This is a genomic window from Flavobacterium yafengii (assembly GCF_030010375.1).
In the GTDB taxonomy this organism is placed as follows: Bacteria; Bacteroidota; Bacteroidia; order Flavobacteriales; family Flavobacteriaceae; genus Flavobacterium; species Flavobacterium yafengii.
Genome location: NZ_JASCRY010000003.1, coordinates 374,702 through 390,609, shown reverse-complemented (window position 1 = coordinate 390,609; position 15,908 = coordinate 374,702). Strand labels below are relative to the sequence as shown.

Genomic DNA, 15,908 nt, shown 5'->3' with positions numbered 1-15,908 from the left:
GTATTTTAATTCTGCAAGACATTTACTGAAAAGTTATATTCTGTTATTTAGTACCTGAAAGAAAAGCTCTTTATAAGTTTCTGAAATTGAGATTCTCTGATCAGAAATTTTCATTCTCATCCGTCCTATAGATTCTATTTTGTTAATCCCAACCATATACGATTTATGAACTCTGAAAACCAAATTTGAGGGTATGATTTGTTCTAGTTCACTAAAATTTTGGAGCGTCAAAATCTTTTTATTTATCGTATGAATTCTTCATTAATCCCTCATTTCTTCGATAAATAAGGATATCGCTTAAATTTATTTTCTCTAATCGATTTTCAGTCTTTACAAAAATAAAGTCTGATGGCACATTAGGAAAGTTTTGGTTGCTATTTTCTAGTGCTTTGTTTACGGATTTTAAAAACCTATCAAACATAAAAGGTTCTAATAGATAGTCGGTTACATTGAGTTCATACCCTTTTATGGCATACTCCTGATAGGCTGTAGTTATAATAATTTGACTTTCTATTTTTGAACTTTCAAGCAATTCAATACCTGATAATTCATCCATATTAATATCTAAAAAAAGTAAATCGACTTTATTAGCTTTTAAATAAGATAGACCATCAAGTGCATTGTCAAACGTACCACATAAATTAAGGAAGGGTACTTTGATTACAAAACTCTTGGTTCTCTCGAGTGCCAAGGGTTCGTCTTCTATAATAATACAAGAATATCTAACCATTTTTAATTCTTAATTTTACACTGTAAAGGTTCATTTGTTTGTCAAATTCTAATAGATGTTGTTCTGGATATAACAAATTTAGACGTTTTTGGATAAGATTATTACGTAAACCATTGCTTTCTTGTATTAATTTTCGATTGGAATCGAACTTGTTTTCACATATAAATATGATGTTTTCCTTATTGATAAATATCTGAAAATTAATAGCATAGTCTATTTTATTATTGGTGCTATGCTTAAAAAATTTTCAATAAATGAAATGAAAACCATTGGGGCTATTGTTATATTGACTGGATTACCTATTACTTTAAAGCTTACATAATTCGCATTTGCAGTTCTTATTTTTTGTAATTCGATGTACTTCTCTATGTATTCAATCTCTTTTTTAAGTAAAATTTCATCTGTCTTCGTTTCGTACAGCATAAAACGCAAAATATCTGATAGTTTGTTTAAATAATTGGAAGCTTCTGTCGCATCTTTTAAAACCAGTACATCGATGTTGTTCAGTGTCTTAAATAGAAAATGAGGGCCTAACTGGGATTTAATCAATGCCATTTCTGTTTCATAATTTTTTTGTTTCAACTCTTCTATCAACTTTATTTCTTTAACCCAAGTAATAAAACCTTTAAGTATTAATGCTGCTAAACCAGATATGGAAGCAATAAAGCTCATAAATAGTATTGTTCTGAAAGCGGTAGACGTACCGTTTATCCCTCCTTTATCCATGTCAATAAGACACCCCGTTTCTATTAAATACCACATCAAGATATAGGCTATTATCGAAGCAATTACTGAGATTATTATGTCGAAAAAAAAGGAAAGGAAAAACTTTTTTTGTTGTAGTTGTTTTGAAAATACTATTAAATAGCAACCATAAAATGTAAGAAAAGATGGGAGAAATGCAAACAAGAAAAGGAATTTGAATGCATTTAAAACTCGTGCTGTTTGATCTATTGCATGACTACTGCTCCTGTAGAAAACGGCTTATAGGATTGCTATTAACAGTAAATAACAAGACCAAAAACCAAAATGTAATAAAATAACGATTGATTTTTTCATAACCTCAAATTTAGGGATTTAGAAGAACAATATTCGATGATTTTAGAGTGTTTGGAAAATATATTATTCAAACTGGGGATATTTGTCTGCAAGATTAGGAAAGTTTTCTACAGATGGTTCCATAAAATATGCTTGTAATAGAATTGTTCTCTTAGTTCGGTACAAAATTAAATCAGCAGGATAGGACAAAAAAGAATTTGACTAAGCCTTATGTAAATTTTTTTAATATAACTTTAATTATAAAGAAGATATCTTTGATTTACGTTAGAATTTTTATTTGTTTATAGATTTTTTGCTGCTACATCTAACATTAAAAAAGTCGAAAATATTTTTCGACTTTTTGCTACAATTAATGATTAGATTTATATTATTATTATTGCTTTTTCAAATGAAAGAAACATTTATTAAAGGTGTTATTGTATCAAATGATAATTTAAAAAAGTTTAAATATTTTTTTTTACTTTCTTCATGATTGACTTTGGAATGGAATTTTTGTTGACCATCACCGAAATCGTTTTTAAAAGTAAATATTCTTTGGACATATAAAGATATCCTCCGCAATCCTTCGCATCGCCTGAATTTTTAACAATATAAAATCTGTTGCCTTTTTCGTTCTCTGCAATACCAATAATGTGCATATTATGTATATCTTCAGTTGTGCGATTATCAAATGCTGCCTGTCGAATTTGTTGTGTAATGATTTTAGTATCACCCAAAATTGCGAAACCATCGTTAAAGCCTTCATATATATCCCCATCCCAGCAAACGGAATAATTATGTATCAGGGCATCATCAATGACGGTACTGAAATCGTCTAATGGAAGATTTAAATATTGATTATTATTCCAGTTCGCCTCAATCTCTAAATTAAACTTTGAATAAAAAGGATGGTGGTTGAATGAGGTAATTTCCACATAATCATCTGGATTTATTCCAATCATTTCTTTTGCAAAAGATTCTGTGGTAAATTGTTTTCCATCGTAAACAAAAGTATCGGGAACTTTCCCCAAAGTTTTTGTCAGTATTTCATCCATGTCTCTTCTGTAAATCTCGGGGGTCAGATCTCCATGCGAGTTTTTATAGAATTTAACCTTCTCCAATAGTGCATTATTCATGTCTGCATGATCGTGTTTAGTATCAGAATCCAATTTTCCGGAATAAACGCTTTCCGGAATGGCCCCGAATTCCTTGTATGCTTTCATTACACTAAAAGTTAAATCTCCTTCGCCAAAAAAACTACTTCCATTCCTTCTTATATAATTCTCTGCTTTATTGATATATGTAGGTCTAACAAAAAACATTGGAGTAAGTACTACTGGTTTTTTCCCCAGTCTTATGGCTTCTGTTTCAATAAAGGAAGTGGTGGCAAAACTCCAGCAATCACCAGTAGCTTGCTGGTCTTTAAAAGGGGTGCTTTCAATTAATTTAATTATTTTATAACCTGCCACTTGGGGGTTTGTATTTGTTTTAAGTTTAAATACATAGTTAGTTCGGCTCAATTTTAAAGGTGTATTGCCACCCCATACACCGTCTATAACGGAATCTCCAGGCATAATTACTCCTTTGAAAATTAATGGAGCCGTCTCAGGCCATCCCAATGAATTTCTTGCATCTGCAAATACACTATCCTTAACCCTCCACATTTTATCTAGTGAGATGTCTTTTAATCTTTTATCCGGAAAATCCATATAGCCTTTGATTGAATTTTTTTTCAATTCAATTCTGAATAGAACTAATTCTGACATTGATAAGTCTTTGGTATTAGTTTTTCCCATCCATGAACCTTCTAATGGAGTTTGTTTTTTATTCTGCCCATTGATTACCATTCCGATACATAATAGGATAACTGTAATTGAAATTTTTATTTTCATAGTAAGGTTGTTTTAAAATACTTTGACAAACTACCCAATTTTATTTTCCTGAAAAAAATCTTTTATATGAATGTCTTAAAAAACAATTGGACTGACATCATTTAATGGATGAATTGAATACGAATTGAAATAGATTGAATTCAGATAATTATGGATTCCCCGTTGCTATTTTTTAATTATTAGTAATTATATTTACAGCTTAAACGACAAATAATGTTCAAAAAAATGAAGTTAAAAGGAAGAATTGAGCCGATTATACATTTTTTTATTTGGGGTTCTTTTTTTTTTATTGTTTGGTTGGAAGTTAGAACTCTGGGGTCTTTTCGCAAGCAGGATGAGAGTATTTACCTTCCTATGGTTTGGAGTACTATATTAAACATACTGTTATTTTATATTAATGCACTATATCTTATCCCGCGTTTTTTTTCTAAGCATCAGTACCGGTTGTATTTTATTTTATTGATTGTTTTATATATGGGGATTGTCCTGATAAATAGCATTTTTGATCATTTTTATGCCATATCACTTTTTTCGAGTGAGAAGGAGTCTTTTTTTTCGGATATTACCCTTAATTTTCAAACTAAAACATTTATTTTGTCTTTGTCATTAGGTTATGGACTAAGTAAAAATTGGATAAATAGCAATAAATTGCAACAACAATTGGTCAGTGATAAACTGACTACTGAATTAAAATATCTGAAAGCTCAGATCAATCCTCATTTTCTTTTTAATACATTAAATATGGCCTATGCCAGTGCCATTAAAAGTAATGATGAAGGGACTGCAGATATCATAGAAAAGTTATCAGGTCTTATGCGTTATGTTTTGTACGAAAGCAATGAAGAGAAAGTTTTACTTGAAAAAGAAATTAATTATATTGATAATTATATTAACCTTCAGATGCAAAGAATGTCTACAGAATTAGCAGACCAGGTAAAATATGAAGTTAAAGGAAATTATCAAAATTTAAGAATAGCCCCGATGATTCTCATTCCATTTATTGAAAATGTATTTAAACACGGGATCATGCTGAGTAAGAAAGCCGAAATATCAATATTAATTTTTTTTAATTTCGATACATTAATACTTGAAACGAAAAATTTAAAGAACAGTGGTGCAGTTGAGATCAAGAAAGAAAATTCAGGAATTGGAATGAATAATGTTAAAGAACGATTGCTTCTGCTGTATCCTAATCAACATCACTTGGAGATTAATAATGAGGAATTTTTTTTTAGGGTTAGATTAGAAATAAAGTTAAAACAAATCCAATTATGAAATGTATTGCTATTGATGACGAGCCACGAGCTCTTGAATTGATTTCAGGGTATATTGAAAAAACACCCTTTTTGGAATTTGTTGCTGGGTTTACCAATCCGTTTACGGCAATGAATTTTCTATTAAAAAACCCCATAGATTTAGTTTTTATAGATATTAATATGCCTGAATTATCTGGAATTGAATTATTGAAGGCGTTGCCTGTGTTGCCAAAAATAATATTTACCACAGCTTATTCGGAATACGGAGCGGAAAGTTATGAATTTAATGCAGTAGATTATCTGTTGAAACCTGTAAAATATGACCGATTTCTTAAGGGAGTGAATAAGCTCATTGACTTTTCTTCCCCAAAAAAAGAAGAGACCAATATGTATAACAGCAGCGAACCACATAGCCAATCAGTGCTTATCAAAAGTGGTTCAAAAACATTTAAAATAGCAACAGATGATATTTTATACATAGAAGCTGCGGGAAATTATATGCTGTTTTACACCCTAAAAGGTAAAATTATGACGTTGCTACCGATGAATGAGATATTAAAGTTGCTGCCTTCGAATAAGTTTAAACGTATTCATAAATCCTATATCATTTCATTAAAGCATATAGAAATTATTGAAAAAGCGGTTGTTATTATCAATAAAACCCGTGTACCAATTGGAATTACTTATCGCGAACATTTTTCGAACATGATTAAAAATGATTGATTATTAAATTTGGTTCATTGTACAGAAAAGATTAGAATAAAAGCCTTAAGGACTATAAGTCTAAAATCAATATAGGACTAAGCAAAAAAGAAATGATGGGGTACAATAGCTGTAAATACTACACTGCATGACTACTGCTCCTGTAGAAAACGGCTAATAAGATTGCTATTAACAGTAAATAGCAAGACCAAAAACCAATATGTAATAAAATAACGATTGATTTTTTCATAACTTCAAATTTAGGAATTTAGAAGAACAATATTTGATGATTTTAGAGTGTTTGGGAAATATATTATTCAAACTGGGGATATTTGTCTGCAAGATTATGAAAGTCTAATGGAGATGGCTGCATGAAAAATACTCCCAATAGAATTGTTCATGTAATTTGGGACTGAATTTGTTTTTCGGGCAGGACAAAAAAGAAGCTGAAAAGGAGTTACTAGGAATTTTTACTGATAGTTTTGGGGTTTGAAACTGTAAAATTTAGTGTAACAGAAGTTAATAATTGGAGGTCTAATTCTGCAATACAATTGGATATCTGGAAAACAAAAATCCTCAAAACCAATATTGAACTGCCCCAAAAAGTTAGACACTATTTGGGGGCAGTCTATATTTGGGGATTTTTAGTTTAGTTTATTAGATGTTGTAAACTATTATTTATTATTTTGTAAATAAAAACTCTTGTCAGCCTTGTTTTAAAATCATTTCTTTTTTATCGGCATCGAATTCAAGAACCAGTCCAACTTGTTCAAACTTAAAAACATTTATTGCCGCTGCTTCTAATGGAAAAGCAGGTTGTCCCATTACTTGACCAAGTAATTTATTTCCTTTTTTTGTTATAGTAATTTTTATAGGAATTAGTTTACTTGTATATTGCCCTAAATATAAATCTAATACTTCCGGTTTTAACTCTACATAATTAAAGATAGGCATTGCAAATGGTTTGTTAAAATAGCAACTCAATGCACATGATAACACATTATTGATTGGGTAATTTAATCCGTTTGATGTTAACGCAACCGATAGTTTTTCTTTGGGAAAATAGCTTAAAATAGATTGAAAATCATCAATAGCGCCATTGTGACCATAACTTTTCTCTTCAAAATTTTGAAACTCTAACATACCCATTCCGTTAAAATCACTCATGGTTGTCATTACGGATAAAGATTTCTGCGAAATTATCTTGCCATTAAAAAGTTGTTCGATAAAGGTATTTAAATCCGTTGAATTTGACAGAATAGCACCAGCTCCCATTAGGATTGATAAATCCGTCTCCGTTCCTTTATCCCATTTATTTATGAAATGATATGAGTAACTTTCACTATTCTGAATTTGGATTTTGCCACCAAAATAGGTGTTTTTTAATCCTAATGGTTTTATGATTTTAGAATCTAAAATTGTTGCATGCGATTTTTTATAAATTTTTTCAAGAATATAACTCAAAACAATATAGTTAGAATTGCTATATTCTACTTTGATATTGGGTTCAAAATCACTTTTTCCCTTAGCAATAATTTCGATCATCTGCTTTTCAGATTTAAACTCGGTATTATAGCTAGAATAGCTTTTTTCATTGGTGAAATCGTGTATACCACTTCTGTGATTTAACAAATTTCCAATAGTTATTTTTTTTAAATTTTCAATTTCAGGGAAAAATTTATCCAAGGATTGGTTTAATGATATTTTGTTTTCTTCAATAGCTTTTAAAATTAAGATTTATTTCTTAACTTTCTCCGAAGGCTAAGTTAGCATGTCCAGGTGCTGCTTGCTTAGCCTTTTATATGTTTGTCTTTGGACAACACCTTCCTTTTCGGCAATTTTAGCACAATTGTCAATTACTTTTTTTGCCAGTTTTGTATCAGTTTGAAATGTGATGTTTTTTTCTTGAACAGTAGAGTCAATCTGAACTTCTTTCAGACGTTTTCTAAAATGAACAAACTCATTGGGGTCAAACGGTTGTTTGGTTTGAAAGAAATCTTCTCCAGTGAAATATTGCCAATACGCATTCTCAATCCAACGTTTAACAACCGATTCATCACTTTCTTTAAACATTTCTTTCAAAAGCAACAATCGTACAATTTTTCTAATCGGAATTGAGGGTCTTCCTTGCTCCGTATATAAATTCTGGAGCTCAATCTCCATTTTATCCCAAGAAATCTCTCCAGCTAATTTTACCAAAGGATGCTCAAGGTTTATAAGGTTTGTCAACCTTGTTTTGAATAAATTTTGTTGAAAATTTGATTTTACCTAACATATTGCCACTTTTTTATACGGAAATATACACTTTTTGGCGATTTTACAGAGCTGTTTCTGGTAGTGTTTTAATACAAGTTGTTAATAATTAGATGGTTATTGTGTTTTTAAGGGATGACTATTTATCCTGTCTTGAAGATTGTACTTTGGCGCTTGGGTCACCTAAAAGGGATAAAGCACTTATTGAAAAAGCACCAAAATTAAAAACTTTGATTATGGAAATGAACCATGAATTATTAGCTCAGGCTTAAATTTTATTTGGCAATTTCAAAAATTTAAGTTCCGAAATGCGTTACTTAAAATTCATGGAAATAAAGCCAGATTTGTTCAATAGGGTACCACAATATCACTTAGCCGCTTATCTTGGTATGACCCCTGGATCTTTAAGTAGAATACGTAAAAGAATAATTTCAAGCAAACAGGTGAAATAATTAGATAATTGATTTGGTATTTTGAGTATTTATTAACGTTTTCGGCACCCTATAATTTATCTTTGCACCATCTTTGTTATAGATATTGGTTTACCACAACATTAATTTATGAAATTCGACATTTTGATCAATATCTAATCAATTTTTTTTACTAAATTGCTATTGGACCTAGCTTATAGTAGCGAAAATTATTTCAAATAAAGCGATACTTAGGCCATTTGTTTTTGTGCTACATAGTATCCACCCCACTAAAAGCATATTTCATACGTAAATCCGCTACTTTAAATTTGCTGATTCAATATTTAGAACATGAATCAACAAGAACAGATGTATACATTGGCTGTGCAATGGCGAGAGTCAGGATTACCAAATAGTAAATTTTGCAGAGAGCAGCATATCTCTTTGCACCAATTCAATTATTGGCTAAAAAAGTTCAACCAGATTGCTGGTTCCAAACAATCAAAACCAGAAGTTTCCTTTTTCTCTGTTGCTGAGAATCCGAGCAATGAAACAAAACAGTCAGCCTCAAAATTCTCAGATCTAAAAATGCGAATCGATCTTCGAGGAGGAATCACCATTACAATTTACTTTTGTTGGGATTGAGTTCACATGTTCGCTATCACATGTGTTGCACGTTGGTTGATATGCGAAAAGGTTTTGACGGACTTGCGGGCTTGGTTCGGAATTACCTGAACCAAAACCCTCAGGCAGGGGATGTTTTTGTTTTTCTGAACAAATTCAAAACCCACATCAAACTGCTTTATAGGGATGGTGATGGATTTACGATTTTCTACAAGCGACTCGAACAAGGAAGGTTTGATTTTTTGACAAACGATTCGGTTTCAAGAGAATTGAAAAAAGAAGAATTACTGTTGGTTTTGGGTGGTCTTAAATTGCGAGATTTCAAGAAAAAAAGAGATACAAAATAGAAAAAAAGTGATTGTAAATTCCTTTAAACCTTCCGTTTTTACTACTGATTTCCTATTTTAGGAGCATGGAAAACGCAGTAGATTTGTTTGATAATTACTCTAAAGAAGAGCTTTTGAAATTACTCAAAAGTTAGATAAAAGTGAATTCCAAATTACAATATAAGGCTAATAAATTAGAATTTTTCAATTCCAAATTAGAATCTAAATCCGAAAAACTAGAGATTGTAGCAACGAAACTCGAACAGGAGAACAGTTATCTCAAATTTCAGATTGAGCAGTTCAAAAGAGCGATTTACGGTTTTAAAAAAGAGAGTTTCATCACCAGTGAAAATCCAGAGCAATTAGCCATTCCTTTTGAAATTGACCAGCAAGAATTCATAACGGCTATTGAATCCGTAAGAACAAATCACTTACGAACGCGAGAAAGCAGTTAAAAAGCATCAAGGTCGTATGGCTTTGCCTTCACATCTTCCGATAAACGAAATCATATTGGAACCAACTGAAAATATTGAAGGAATGAAGTGTATCGGTCAGGAAATTACTGATGAATTGGAATACGCTCCTGTAAAATTGTTCATTAACCGCTATATCAGAAACAAATATGTTGCTCCTGCGGATGAAAAAGGAAATCAGCAAGTCAAAATTGTCTCCCTTGATTTTCGTCCGATCCCAAAATGTATTGCCGGAACGACTCTTTTATCTCAAATCATCAGCGATAACTTTGTAGATCATCTTCCACTTTATCGCCAGATACAGTGATTTTCAAGAGAGGGGGTCGTCATCCCTTCTTCTATGGTCGATTTCTGGGCTAGATTAGTTTCTTAATTACTTCGGCCGCTGTATGAATGTCACCGACAGCATACCCAGAACAACGGTTATCTTCAGGCGGACGAACCTCCAATAAAAGTAAAGGACACAGATAAAAAAGGGACAACACCTACCGGATTTATGTGGGTGCATCATGCGCCCATACCCTAAAGTATGTATTTTGGTTACCGAAAAAGACACGGCAGCGAAGGATCTTTGGAAATGCTAAACAAATTTGAAGGATATCTTCAAACCGATAGCTATGGCGTATATCCACAATTTGCACTCAAAGAAAACGTCACGCAAATAGCATGTTGGGCACATGCTCGTCGCTATTTTGAAAAAGCATTGGATTATAACAAAGCCAATGTATCTCACATAATGTTACAGATCCAGAAGCTGTATAAAATTGAACGAAAAGCGACTTCTCAAAACTTTTCAATTCAAGAAAGACAGACTTTGAGGCTGGAAGAATCTCATCCTGTCCTGAACGAAATAGGTAATTATATCGCAGCATAGTCAAAATTTTAATTACCCAAAAGCCTGTTAGGCAAGGCGTATGATTACTGCCTGAAACGCTGGGACAGCCTGATGGCTTATCTAAAAGGCGGAAATCTTCAAATTGACTATAATCTTGTTGAAAATGCCATTCGTCCGTTGGCCCTAGAAAAAAAAACTATCTTTTTGCAGGTTCGCACGAAGCAGCAAAAAACATTGCGAGGTACTATTCGTTTTTTACCACTTGCAAGAAAAACAATATCAATCCATCCCAATGGTTGCATCATGTTTTAAATAATATTAACGATACCAAATCATCAAAACTGCATTATCTTCTTCCTCAATACCCATATGTATGTTTTTATACCAAGCAAATTAAATAATTCTCCTGAATCATAGGCTTGATGCGTGCAATTATTTCTCCAAAAACATCTAAAAAGACATCGCCTCACTTAATTAAATAACAGTCATTTACAATAACATAACAAATCATGAATGATTAAATAGGAAATTTTTCGTTTAATACCATTTAACTGTTGTAATTAAAATCAGATATTCGTGATTGCTAGATTAGCAATTATCTAATTAAAACTATTACGGAAAACAGTAAGTACAGTGTTTTTTAATGTATTTTTATTCTATAAAGATTGTTGATTTTGAGCAATCTTAAATCTGGATGTTAACAGCCATTGTGAAAAATCGCCTTAGTTCAGTTTTATTTTTACATCAGTTTTTCAATTTTTAAAAGCATTTCTTTTGCATTTTGATTTGTAGGATCTAATTCTAACGCTTTTAAATAATCTTTTTTTGATAGTAAATAATCCTTTTTATAAAAATAGGATTCACCACGACTATCATAAACATTGCCTGAGTTTGGAAATTCATTTACATTAAGATTAAAAATTTCAAATGCTGATTCTATTTTATCATTTCCTAAAAAATCATGCCCTAATGAATTTAATTCGCTTTCATCAGAAAAATTATACTCGTTGTAGTTATTCTTTTTAAGTTTTTTATAATATTCTATTCCTTGTTTAATGTCTTTCAACGATTCTTTTCTAATGGCTAAAGAAATGGATTCTTTTCTTAATTCAAATGGAAAGTTTTTCCAATTATTCATACTTGCAATACTACGCGTTATGTCCTCTATTATTCTTCCTGAACCATCATTAGCCATGATTACAATTCCATTTCCATTTTCAAAGCTGCCAATGTAATTGCATCTAAACCCTTCATTACCGGCACTATGAGTAAAATATTTCACACCTTCAAAATTCATAGTAAAACCCCCCAGTTTATTATCGAGTCTACTAAGAGACATTTCGTTAGATAATATTTTATTCGATTTTCCTAATAAGGACAATTGAGTATCAATCATGTATTTCGCCAAATCTGTTGGATTGGTCCATAATCCAGCAGCTGCTTTTCAGGATAAATGTGAAACTTTCCTTTTACTTCTTTGCTATACGCGTTATATCCTGTGGCAAGTATATTTTCTCTTTCTGTAGCGGAGGTTGATTATAGGAACTGTTGTTCATTTCCAGTGGGGTTAAAATATTCTTCAGCATATAATCTTCATATTTTTCGCCTGTTCTGTTTTGAAGAATTAATTGAGAAATAGTAATTCCACCACCCGAATATTGAAATTTCAAATCCGGTTCAAATATAGAACGCACAGCCTGTTAACTGGCTGGTTTTAATCCATCAAGAATTGCTATTGTTGTTGGTATATCCTTTCCCCTTTCATACCCTGCAAAACAAGAAGTTGAAAGACCAGCCTCATGACTTAGTAATTTTGCCAGTGAAATTTTCTTCCCTTTTGAAATTGAATCGTATGGGAATTTCCATTCTTTTAAATAATCATTTATATCAGCATCCAAACTTAATTTTCCTTCTTCAGCTAGTTTTAAAACAGCAAGACTATTAATAGACTTACTTATCGAGGCCGCTTGAAAAAGTGTTTGAGTAGTTGCTAATTTCTTTTCAGAAACATCTGCATATCCATAAGCTTTTACCTATTCTACCTTGTAATCCTTTATTACAGCAATGCTCACCGCATTAACTTGATAATAAGCCATTCTTTCTTTTAAAGACCATTTTTTACTTTTTGATTTATCCCAATGATTTAAATTGTTTTCAAACAACTTAATTTTATCATTTACATCTTGTGAAAAACTGTTAAGAGAGATAAACAGAATGATAATTAAAATTAATTTTTTCATATTTTTTTGTTTTGAATAGTTAGTGTTTTTTTTTAAATTTTTTTCTCGATTCCGCTAAACTAAGGTTAACGCTCCATTAAATTTAATATGCTGCCATGCTGTCTGATATAATCAGAATATCCCTTTGCGTTAAATAGAACAATGGCTAATCAAAAATTACGGTTTAAGTATATTGATCTCTTCCAAATAATTTAGCCTTAATGGTTTAGAAAGAAACCCGCTTACAAAAGGATATTTTTTTGCTTTTTTTTCAAAGTCTTCTACGGAAGAGGATAGTACATAAATAATAAACTTTTCCTTTATTTTATGATTAAAATTATTGAATACTTCCAAAAATTCCCAACCTGTCATACTCGGCATATTTATGTCCAAAAAAAGAATAGCCTGTATATCTTCAGTGAAATCTCCAAAGCCTTTTCCAATTTTGTCAAGAGCTATTTCGGGTTCTGTAAACGTTGATACTTTAGCCTGTGGGTTAAACTTTTGAATGATAAATTTACAAATCAGAACACTTGTACTATCATCATCAACTATTACAAAATTATTCATCTTTTTCATCCTGAGTAATTGAATTTGAGTTTTTATTTTTAAATTCTAATGTAAACTGGGTTCCTTTATCTATCTCACTTAAAACACTAATTTTTCCACCTAATAATTCTACCAGCGTTTTAACCATGAATAAGCCCATCCCTTTCCCTTCAATATGGAGATGAAATCGTTGGTAAAGTCCAAAGATGTTTTTGCCTTTTTTAGATAGGTCTATACCCAATCCATTATCTTTATAGATAATTTTAATGCCTCCTTTACTTTTTTTAGAATAGATTTCAATTATAGGCGAAAAATCATGTTTGCGGTACTTAATACTATTTGTTATCAGATTGAAAAAAATGCTATGTAAATAGGATTTAACAGTTTCTAATTCAGGCATATCTTCGAATCTGGTAATGATCTGAACCTGTTCTTTTTGAAGCGAATTTTTTATTTGTAGTTTAATAGAACCAATAAGATTTTCTAATATAACAAACTCTCTCTGGAGTGAAATATTTGATTTTACCTGTAAGACATTGTTTAAATCAATAATGATGTTATCTAGCCGATTGGCATTATTAGAAATCTCCTGCATAAAAATTTCCTTTACTTCTGGAAGATATTCTTTCCCTTCCATTAGGTTGGCTAAGCCAAGAATGTTTGCCACTGGAGCACGCAGATTATGAGAGAGAATGAAGGAAAACTGCTCAAGATTTTTGTTTGCAGTAACCAGCTCCTTCGTATATTCTTGTAGATCTTTATTTAATTTTAGTAAACGAGAATCAGTTTCTTTTCGTAATGAAATATCTTTAAAATATACTGATAGCCCTTTGGAAGACGGATGCGCTGAAACCTCAAGCCATTTATCCATCAATTCGATATAAACTTCAAAATGTTGATTTTTTTTTTCTTCAACACATTTCGTATAATAACTAAAAAAAGAGCTGTGCAGAACTTTTGGAAATATTTGCCATATGTTTTTTCCTAATGTTTTTTGTTTTGAAATGTTTAGCAATTTTTCGGACTGCTTGTTCCAATAGGTTATCATCCCGTTATAATCCATAGCAAAAAAAGCATCCCCAATACTTTCAAGAATAAATTCTTTCTCTTCATTTGCTTTTAAAACTTCAGATTCGATCTTAATAATATTATTTATATCCTGAAAGCTTCCAATTATTCGAAGGCATTTTCCTTGTGAAAATTCTGGGACTACTACTACTCGTACCCAACGCTTAGTTTGTTTAGCTGTGATTATTTGTACTTCAGTATCAAAAGGCATGTTTTTTTTTTTACTATCTAGGAATGACTTCTTCATCATGTCAAGGCTAGAGCCAGTTATATAAAAAGAATAGACATTATTAAAATCGGGAATAAAGTCCGTCGCTACTTCATGTATCTCCTTAGCCATATCTGACCAGTAGATTTCATTATTGACAAAATCAACTTCGAAATTCCCGATTCTGGATAAAAATGTTGCTTTCTCCAATAGTTGTTCTGTTTTTTTTTTCTCCGTAATATCTTGCAAGGCACCAACTATGCGAATGATTGCATTTTTCTCATCTCTAATAATTACGCCGCGATCTATTACAAAGGCATAATTTCCATTACCTTTCTTAAAGCGGTATTTCGCGTGCCAATATTTGTCTGTTCCTTCAATTACTGCATTAACGCTATTGATTGTATTTAAAGCGTCCTGAGGGTGAAGATGAGATTCCCATTTGTTTCTTCCACAAGAATATCCTGAATCATGTCCAAATAAAGTATTGAAGCCTTCCCCCCAAAATAACCGGTTAGTTTTTGGATCCCAATCCCAAATGGCGTCTGAAGTTGCTTTACATGCAAGCTTGAATCTGGAATCGCTTTCCATTAAAGATTGTTCAGCTTTCATCTGGCCTGATATGTCAAATCCCACACCTTGAATTTCTCCTAATTCTCCAATAGTATTCGTTACATAAATGAAATCCCAATGTGTAGCTCTAATATAGCTAGTTCTTATCTCGGCCTGAAATATTCTGTTTGGATGATTCAAACATTTTTTTACTGCGGAAATTATCTTATTTTGGTGGTACTTTTTTAAAGGGGACAGGGAATTATTGCCAAGAATATATTTAGTGTCAAATAATAAACCAAAATCTTCTAAAAAATTATCATTGAAATAGGTAAATAGTCCTTCTACATCTGTCCTAATTATATAGTCTCTCATCGCTTGTGTAATACCCTTTAGGGATTCGTTTAAGATTAATTTTTTAGCATTATAATACTCCGTTACTGTATGAAAAGTTGCTTGCATGATAACTTAATATTATATTTTTCATCAATTCAACTCGTACCTGAAATTACTTTAATACTCCCTCAGGCAACAAGATGCTATATCGACATCAAATTTTTTTCCTCTACTAAAAAGAGGTTTTTGCCTATGTTTTTCCTAATTGTTAGCAGCTACAGTTTCAATAGTTTTCCAATCCGAGACATTTTCTAATTATTCTGAAGAATATTTTACAGTTAAAGCTCTAGATGAATCTAAAAGTGATATAAGAGTTTTATTTTTATAATGCTAATATCAGTAGTATCAAATAAAGTTTAATAGACAAAAGTCTAAAA

General features: G+C 31.4%; 17 protein-coding genes and 2 pseudogenes. 8 read left to right on the top strand and 11 right to left on the bottom strand.

The window, feature by feature from the left end:
• Positions 1–33: 33 nt before the first annotated feature.
• The 4 genes from QLS97_RS16935 to QLS97_RS11935 all read right to left on the bottom strand — a co-directional run bounded on the left by QLS97_RS16935 (position 34) and on the right by QLS97_RS11935 (position 3,660).
• A complete protein-coding gene (locus QLS97_RS16935) occupies positions 34–231 on the bottom strand; it encodes a LytTR family transcriptional regulator DNA-binding domain-containing protein (protein WP_428831787.1) in 198 nt (65 codons plus the stop codon).
• 7 nt (positions 232–238) lie between these two features.
• Positions 239–730, bottom strand: coding sequence for a LytR/AlgR family response regulator transcription factor (locus tag QLS97_RS11945; protein ID WP_282716933.1), 492 nt, complete (start codon positions 728–730; stop codon positions 239–241).
• A gap of 213 nt (positions 731–943) precedes the next feature.
• On the bottom strand, positions 944–1,492 hold the full coding sequence (locus QLS97_RS11940) for a sensor histidine kinase (RefSeq protein WP_282717228.1): 549 nt from the start codon (positions 1,490–1,492) through the stop codon (positions 944–946).
• 740 nt (positions 1,493–2,232) lie between these two features.
• A complete protein-coding gene (locus QLS97_RS11935; protein WP_282716932.1) occupies positions 2,233–3,660 on the bottom strand; it encodes a C1 family peptidase in 1,428 nt (475 codons plus the stop codon).
• Between the two features lie 225 nt (positions 3,661–3,885).
• On the opposite strand from QLS97_RS11935, the gene QLS97_RS11930 reads away from it, so the two are divergent.
• Together QLS97_RS11930 and QLS97_RS11925 are read left to right on the top strand one after the other, a co-directional pair.
• On the top strand, positions 3,886–4,935 hold the full coding sequence (locus QLS97_RS11930; RefSeq protein ID WP_282716930.1) for a sensor histidine kinase: 1,050 nt from the start codon (positions 3,886–3,888) through the stop codon (positions 4,933–4,935).
• Positions 4,932–5,639 (top strand): LytR/AlgR family response regulator transcription factor, encoded by a 708-nt coding sequence (locus QLS97_RS11925; protein ID WP_282716928.1) that lies wholly within the window; start codon positions 4,932–4,934, stop codon positions 5,637–5,639. The genes QLS97_RS11930 and QLS97_RS11925 overlap by 4 nt, the downstream gene beginning before the upstream one ends.
• A 684-nt stretch (positions 5,640–6,323) precedes the next feature.
• Here the strand turns inward: QLS97_RS11925 and QLS97_RS11920 are convergent.
• Together QLS97_RS11920 and QLS97_RS11915 are read right to left on the bottom strand one after the other, a co-directional pair.
• Positions 6,324–7,349, bottom strand: coding sequence for a serine hydrolase domain-containing protein (locus QLS97_RS11920; protein ID WP_282717226.1), 1,026 nt, complete (start codon positions 7,347–7,349; stop codon positions 6,324–6,326).
• A 30-nt stretch (positions 7,350–7,379) separates the two neighbouring features.
• Complete coding sequence (locus QLS97_RS11915) at positions 7,380–7,847, bottom strand: transposase (protein ID WP_282716926.1); 468 nt, start codon at positions 7,845–7,847, stop codon at positions 7,380–7,382.
• 785 nt (positions 7,848–8,632) lie between these two features.
• On the opposite strand from QLS97_RS11915, the gene tnpA reads away from it, so the two are divergent.
• The 6 genes and pseudogenes from tnpA to QLS97_RS16930 all read left to right on the top strand — a co-directional run bounded on the left by tnpA (position 8,633) and on the right by QLS97_RS16930 (position 10,940).
• Positions 8,633–8,926 (top strand): IS66 family insertion sequence element accessory protein TnpA, encoded by a 294-nt coding sequence (tnpA, locus tag QLS97_RS11910; protein ID WP_282716925.1) that lies wholly within the window; start codon positions 8,633–8,635, stop codon positions 8,924–8,926.
• Positions 8,923–9,252, top strand: coding sequence for an IS66 family insertion sequence element accessory protein TnpB (gene tnpB, locus QLS97_RS11905; protein ID WP_282716923.1), 330 nt, complete (start codon positions 8,923–8,925; stop codon positions 9,250–9,252). The genes tnpA and tnpB overlap by 4 nt, the downstream gene beginning before the upstream one ends.
• Before the next feature lie 140 nt (positions 9,253–9,392).
• Entirely contained in the window at positions 9,393–9,686 is a 294-nt protein-coding gene (locus QLS97_RS11900; RefSeq protein ID WP_282716922.1) for a hypothetical protein, read from the top strand.
• Positions 9,687–9,702: 16 nt separating this feature from the next.
• Positions 9,703–10,011, top strand: coding sequence for a hypothetical protein (locus tag QLS97_RS11895; protein WP_282716921.1), 309 nt, complete (start codon positions 9,703–9,705; stop codon positions 10,009–10,011).
• Between the two features lie 222 nt (positions 10,012–10,233).
• Positions 10,234–10,851, top strand: a pseudogene (locus tag QLS97_RS11890) (IS66 family transposase).
• Positions 10,773–10,940, top strand: coding sequence for a transposase domain-containing protein (locus QLS97_RS16930; protein ID WP_428831790.1), 168 nt, complete (start codon positions 10,773–10,775; stop codon positions 10,938–10,940). The pseudogene QLS97_RS11890 and the gene QLS97_RS16930 overlap by 79 nt, the downstream one beginning before the upstream one ends.
• Before the next feature lie 338 nt (positions 10,941–11,278).
• On the opposite strand, the gene QLS97_RS11885 is transcribed toward QLS97_RS16930, so the two are convergent.
• The 5 genes and pseudogenes from QLS97_RS11885 to QLS97_RS11865 all read right to left on the bottom strand — a co-directional run bounded on the left by QLS97_RS11885 (position 11,279) and on the right by QLS97_RS11865 (position 15,597).
• Positions 11,279–11,935: a tetratricopeptide repeat protein gene (locus tag QLS97_RS11885; protein ID WP_282716920.1), complete on the bottom strand. Its 657-nt coding sequence runs from the start codon at positions 11,933–11,935 to the stop codon at positions 11,279–11,281.
• 73 nt (positions 11,936–12,008) lie between these two features.
• Positions 12,009–12,557: pseudogene (locus QLS97_RS11880) on the bottom strand (serine hydrolase domain-containing protein); the annotation flags it as partial.
• A gap of 15 nt (positions 12,558–12,572) precedes the next feature.
• Positions 12,573–12,779 (bottom strand): hypothetical protein, encoded by a 207-nt coding sequence (locus QLS97_RS11875; RefSeq protein WP_282716919.1) that lies wholly within the window; start codon positions 12,777–12,779, stop codon positions 12,573–12,575.
• A gap of 156 nt (positions 12,780–12,935) precedes the next feature.
• Positions 12,936–13,328 (bottom strand): response regulator, encoded by a 393-nt coding sequence (locus QLS97_RS11870; RefSeq protein WP_282716918.1) that lies wholly within the window; start codon positions 13,326–13,328, stop codon positions 12,936–12,938.
• Positions 13,321–15,597 (bottom strand): PAS domain-containing sensor histidine kinase, encoded by a 2,277-nt coding sequence (locus tag QLS97_RS11865; protein WP_282716916.1) that lies wholly within the window; start codon positions 15,595–15,597, stop codon positions 13,321–13,323. Before QLS97_RS11865 ends, QLS97_RS11870 begins: the two co-directional genes overlap by 8 nt.
• Positions 15,598–15,908 lie beyond the last annotated feature (311 nt).

Bases quoted from the DNA above. Each gene is read 5' to 3' on its own strand.
- QLS97_RS11945 (WP_282716933.1), bottom strand. From the start codon at position 730: ATGGTTAGATATTCTTGTATTATTATAGAAGACGAACCCTTGGCACTC.
- QLS97_RS11940 (WP_282717228.1), bottom strand. From the start codon at position 1,492: ATGTGGTATTTAATAGAAACGGGGTGTCTTATTGACATGGATAAAGGA.
- QLS97_RS11935 (WP_282716932.1), bottom strand. From the start codon at position 3,660: ATGAAAATAAAAATTTCAATTACAGTTATCCTATTATGTATCGGAATG.
- QLS97_RS11930 (WP_282716930.1), top strand. From the start codon at position 3,886: ATGAAGTTAAAAGGAAGAATTGAGCCGATTATACATTTTTTTATTTGG.
- QLS97_RS11925 (WP_282716928.1), top strand. From the start codon at position 4,932: ATGAAATGTATTGCTATTGATGACGAGCCACGAGCTCTTGAATTGATT.
- tnpA (WP_282716925.1), top strand. From the start codon at position 8,633: ATGAATCAACAAGAACAGATGTATACATTGGCTGTGCAATGGCGAGAG.
- QLS97_RS11895 (WP_282716921.1), top strand. From the start codon at position 9,703: ATGGCTTTGCCTTCACATCTTCCGATAAACGAAATCATATTGGAACCA.
- QLS97_RS11885 (WP_282716920.1), bottom strand. From the start codon at position 11,935: ATGATTGATACTCAATTGTCCTTATTAGGAAAATCGAATAAAATATTA.
- QLS97_RS11875 (WP_282716919.1), bottom strand. From the start codon at position 12,779: ATGAAAAAATTAATTTTAATTATCATTCTGTTTATCTCTCTTAACAGT.
- QLS97_RS11870 (WP_282716918.1), bottom strand. From the start codon at position 13,328: ATGAATAATTTTGTAATAGTTGATGATGATAGTACAAGTGTTCTGATT.
- QLS97_RS11865 (WP_282716916.1), bottom strand. From the start codon at position 15,597: ATGCAAGCAACTTTTCATACAGTAACGGAGTATTATAATGCTAAAAAA.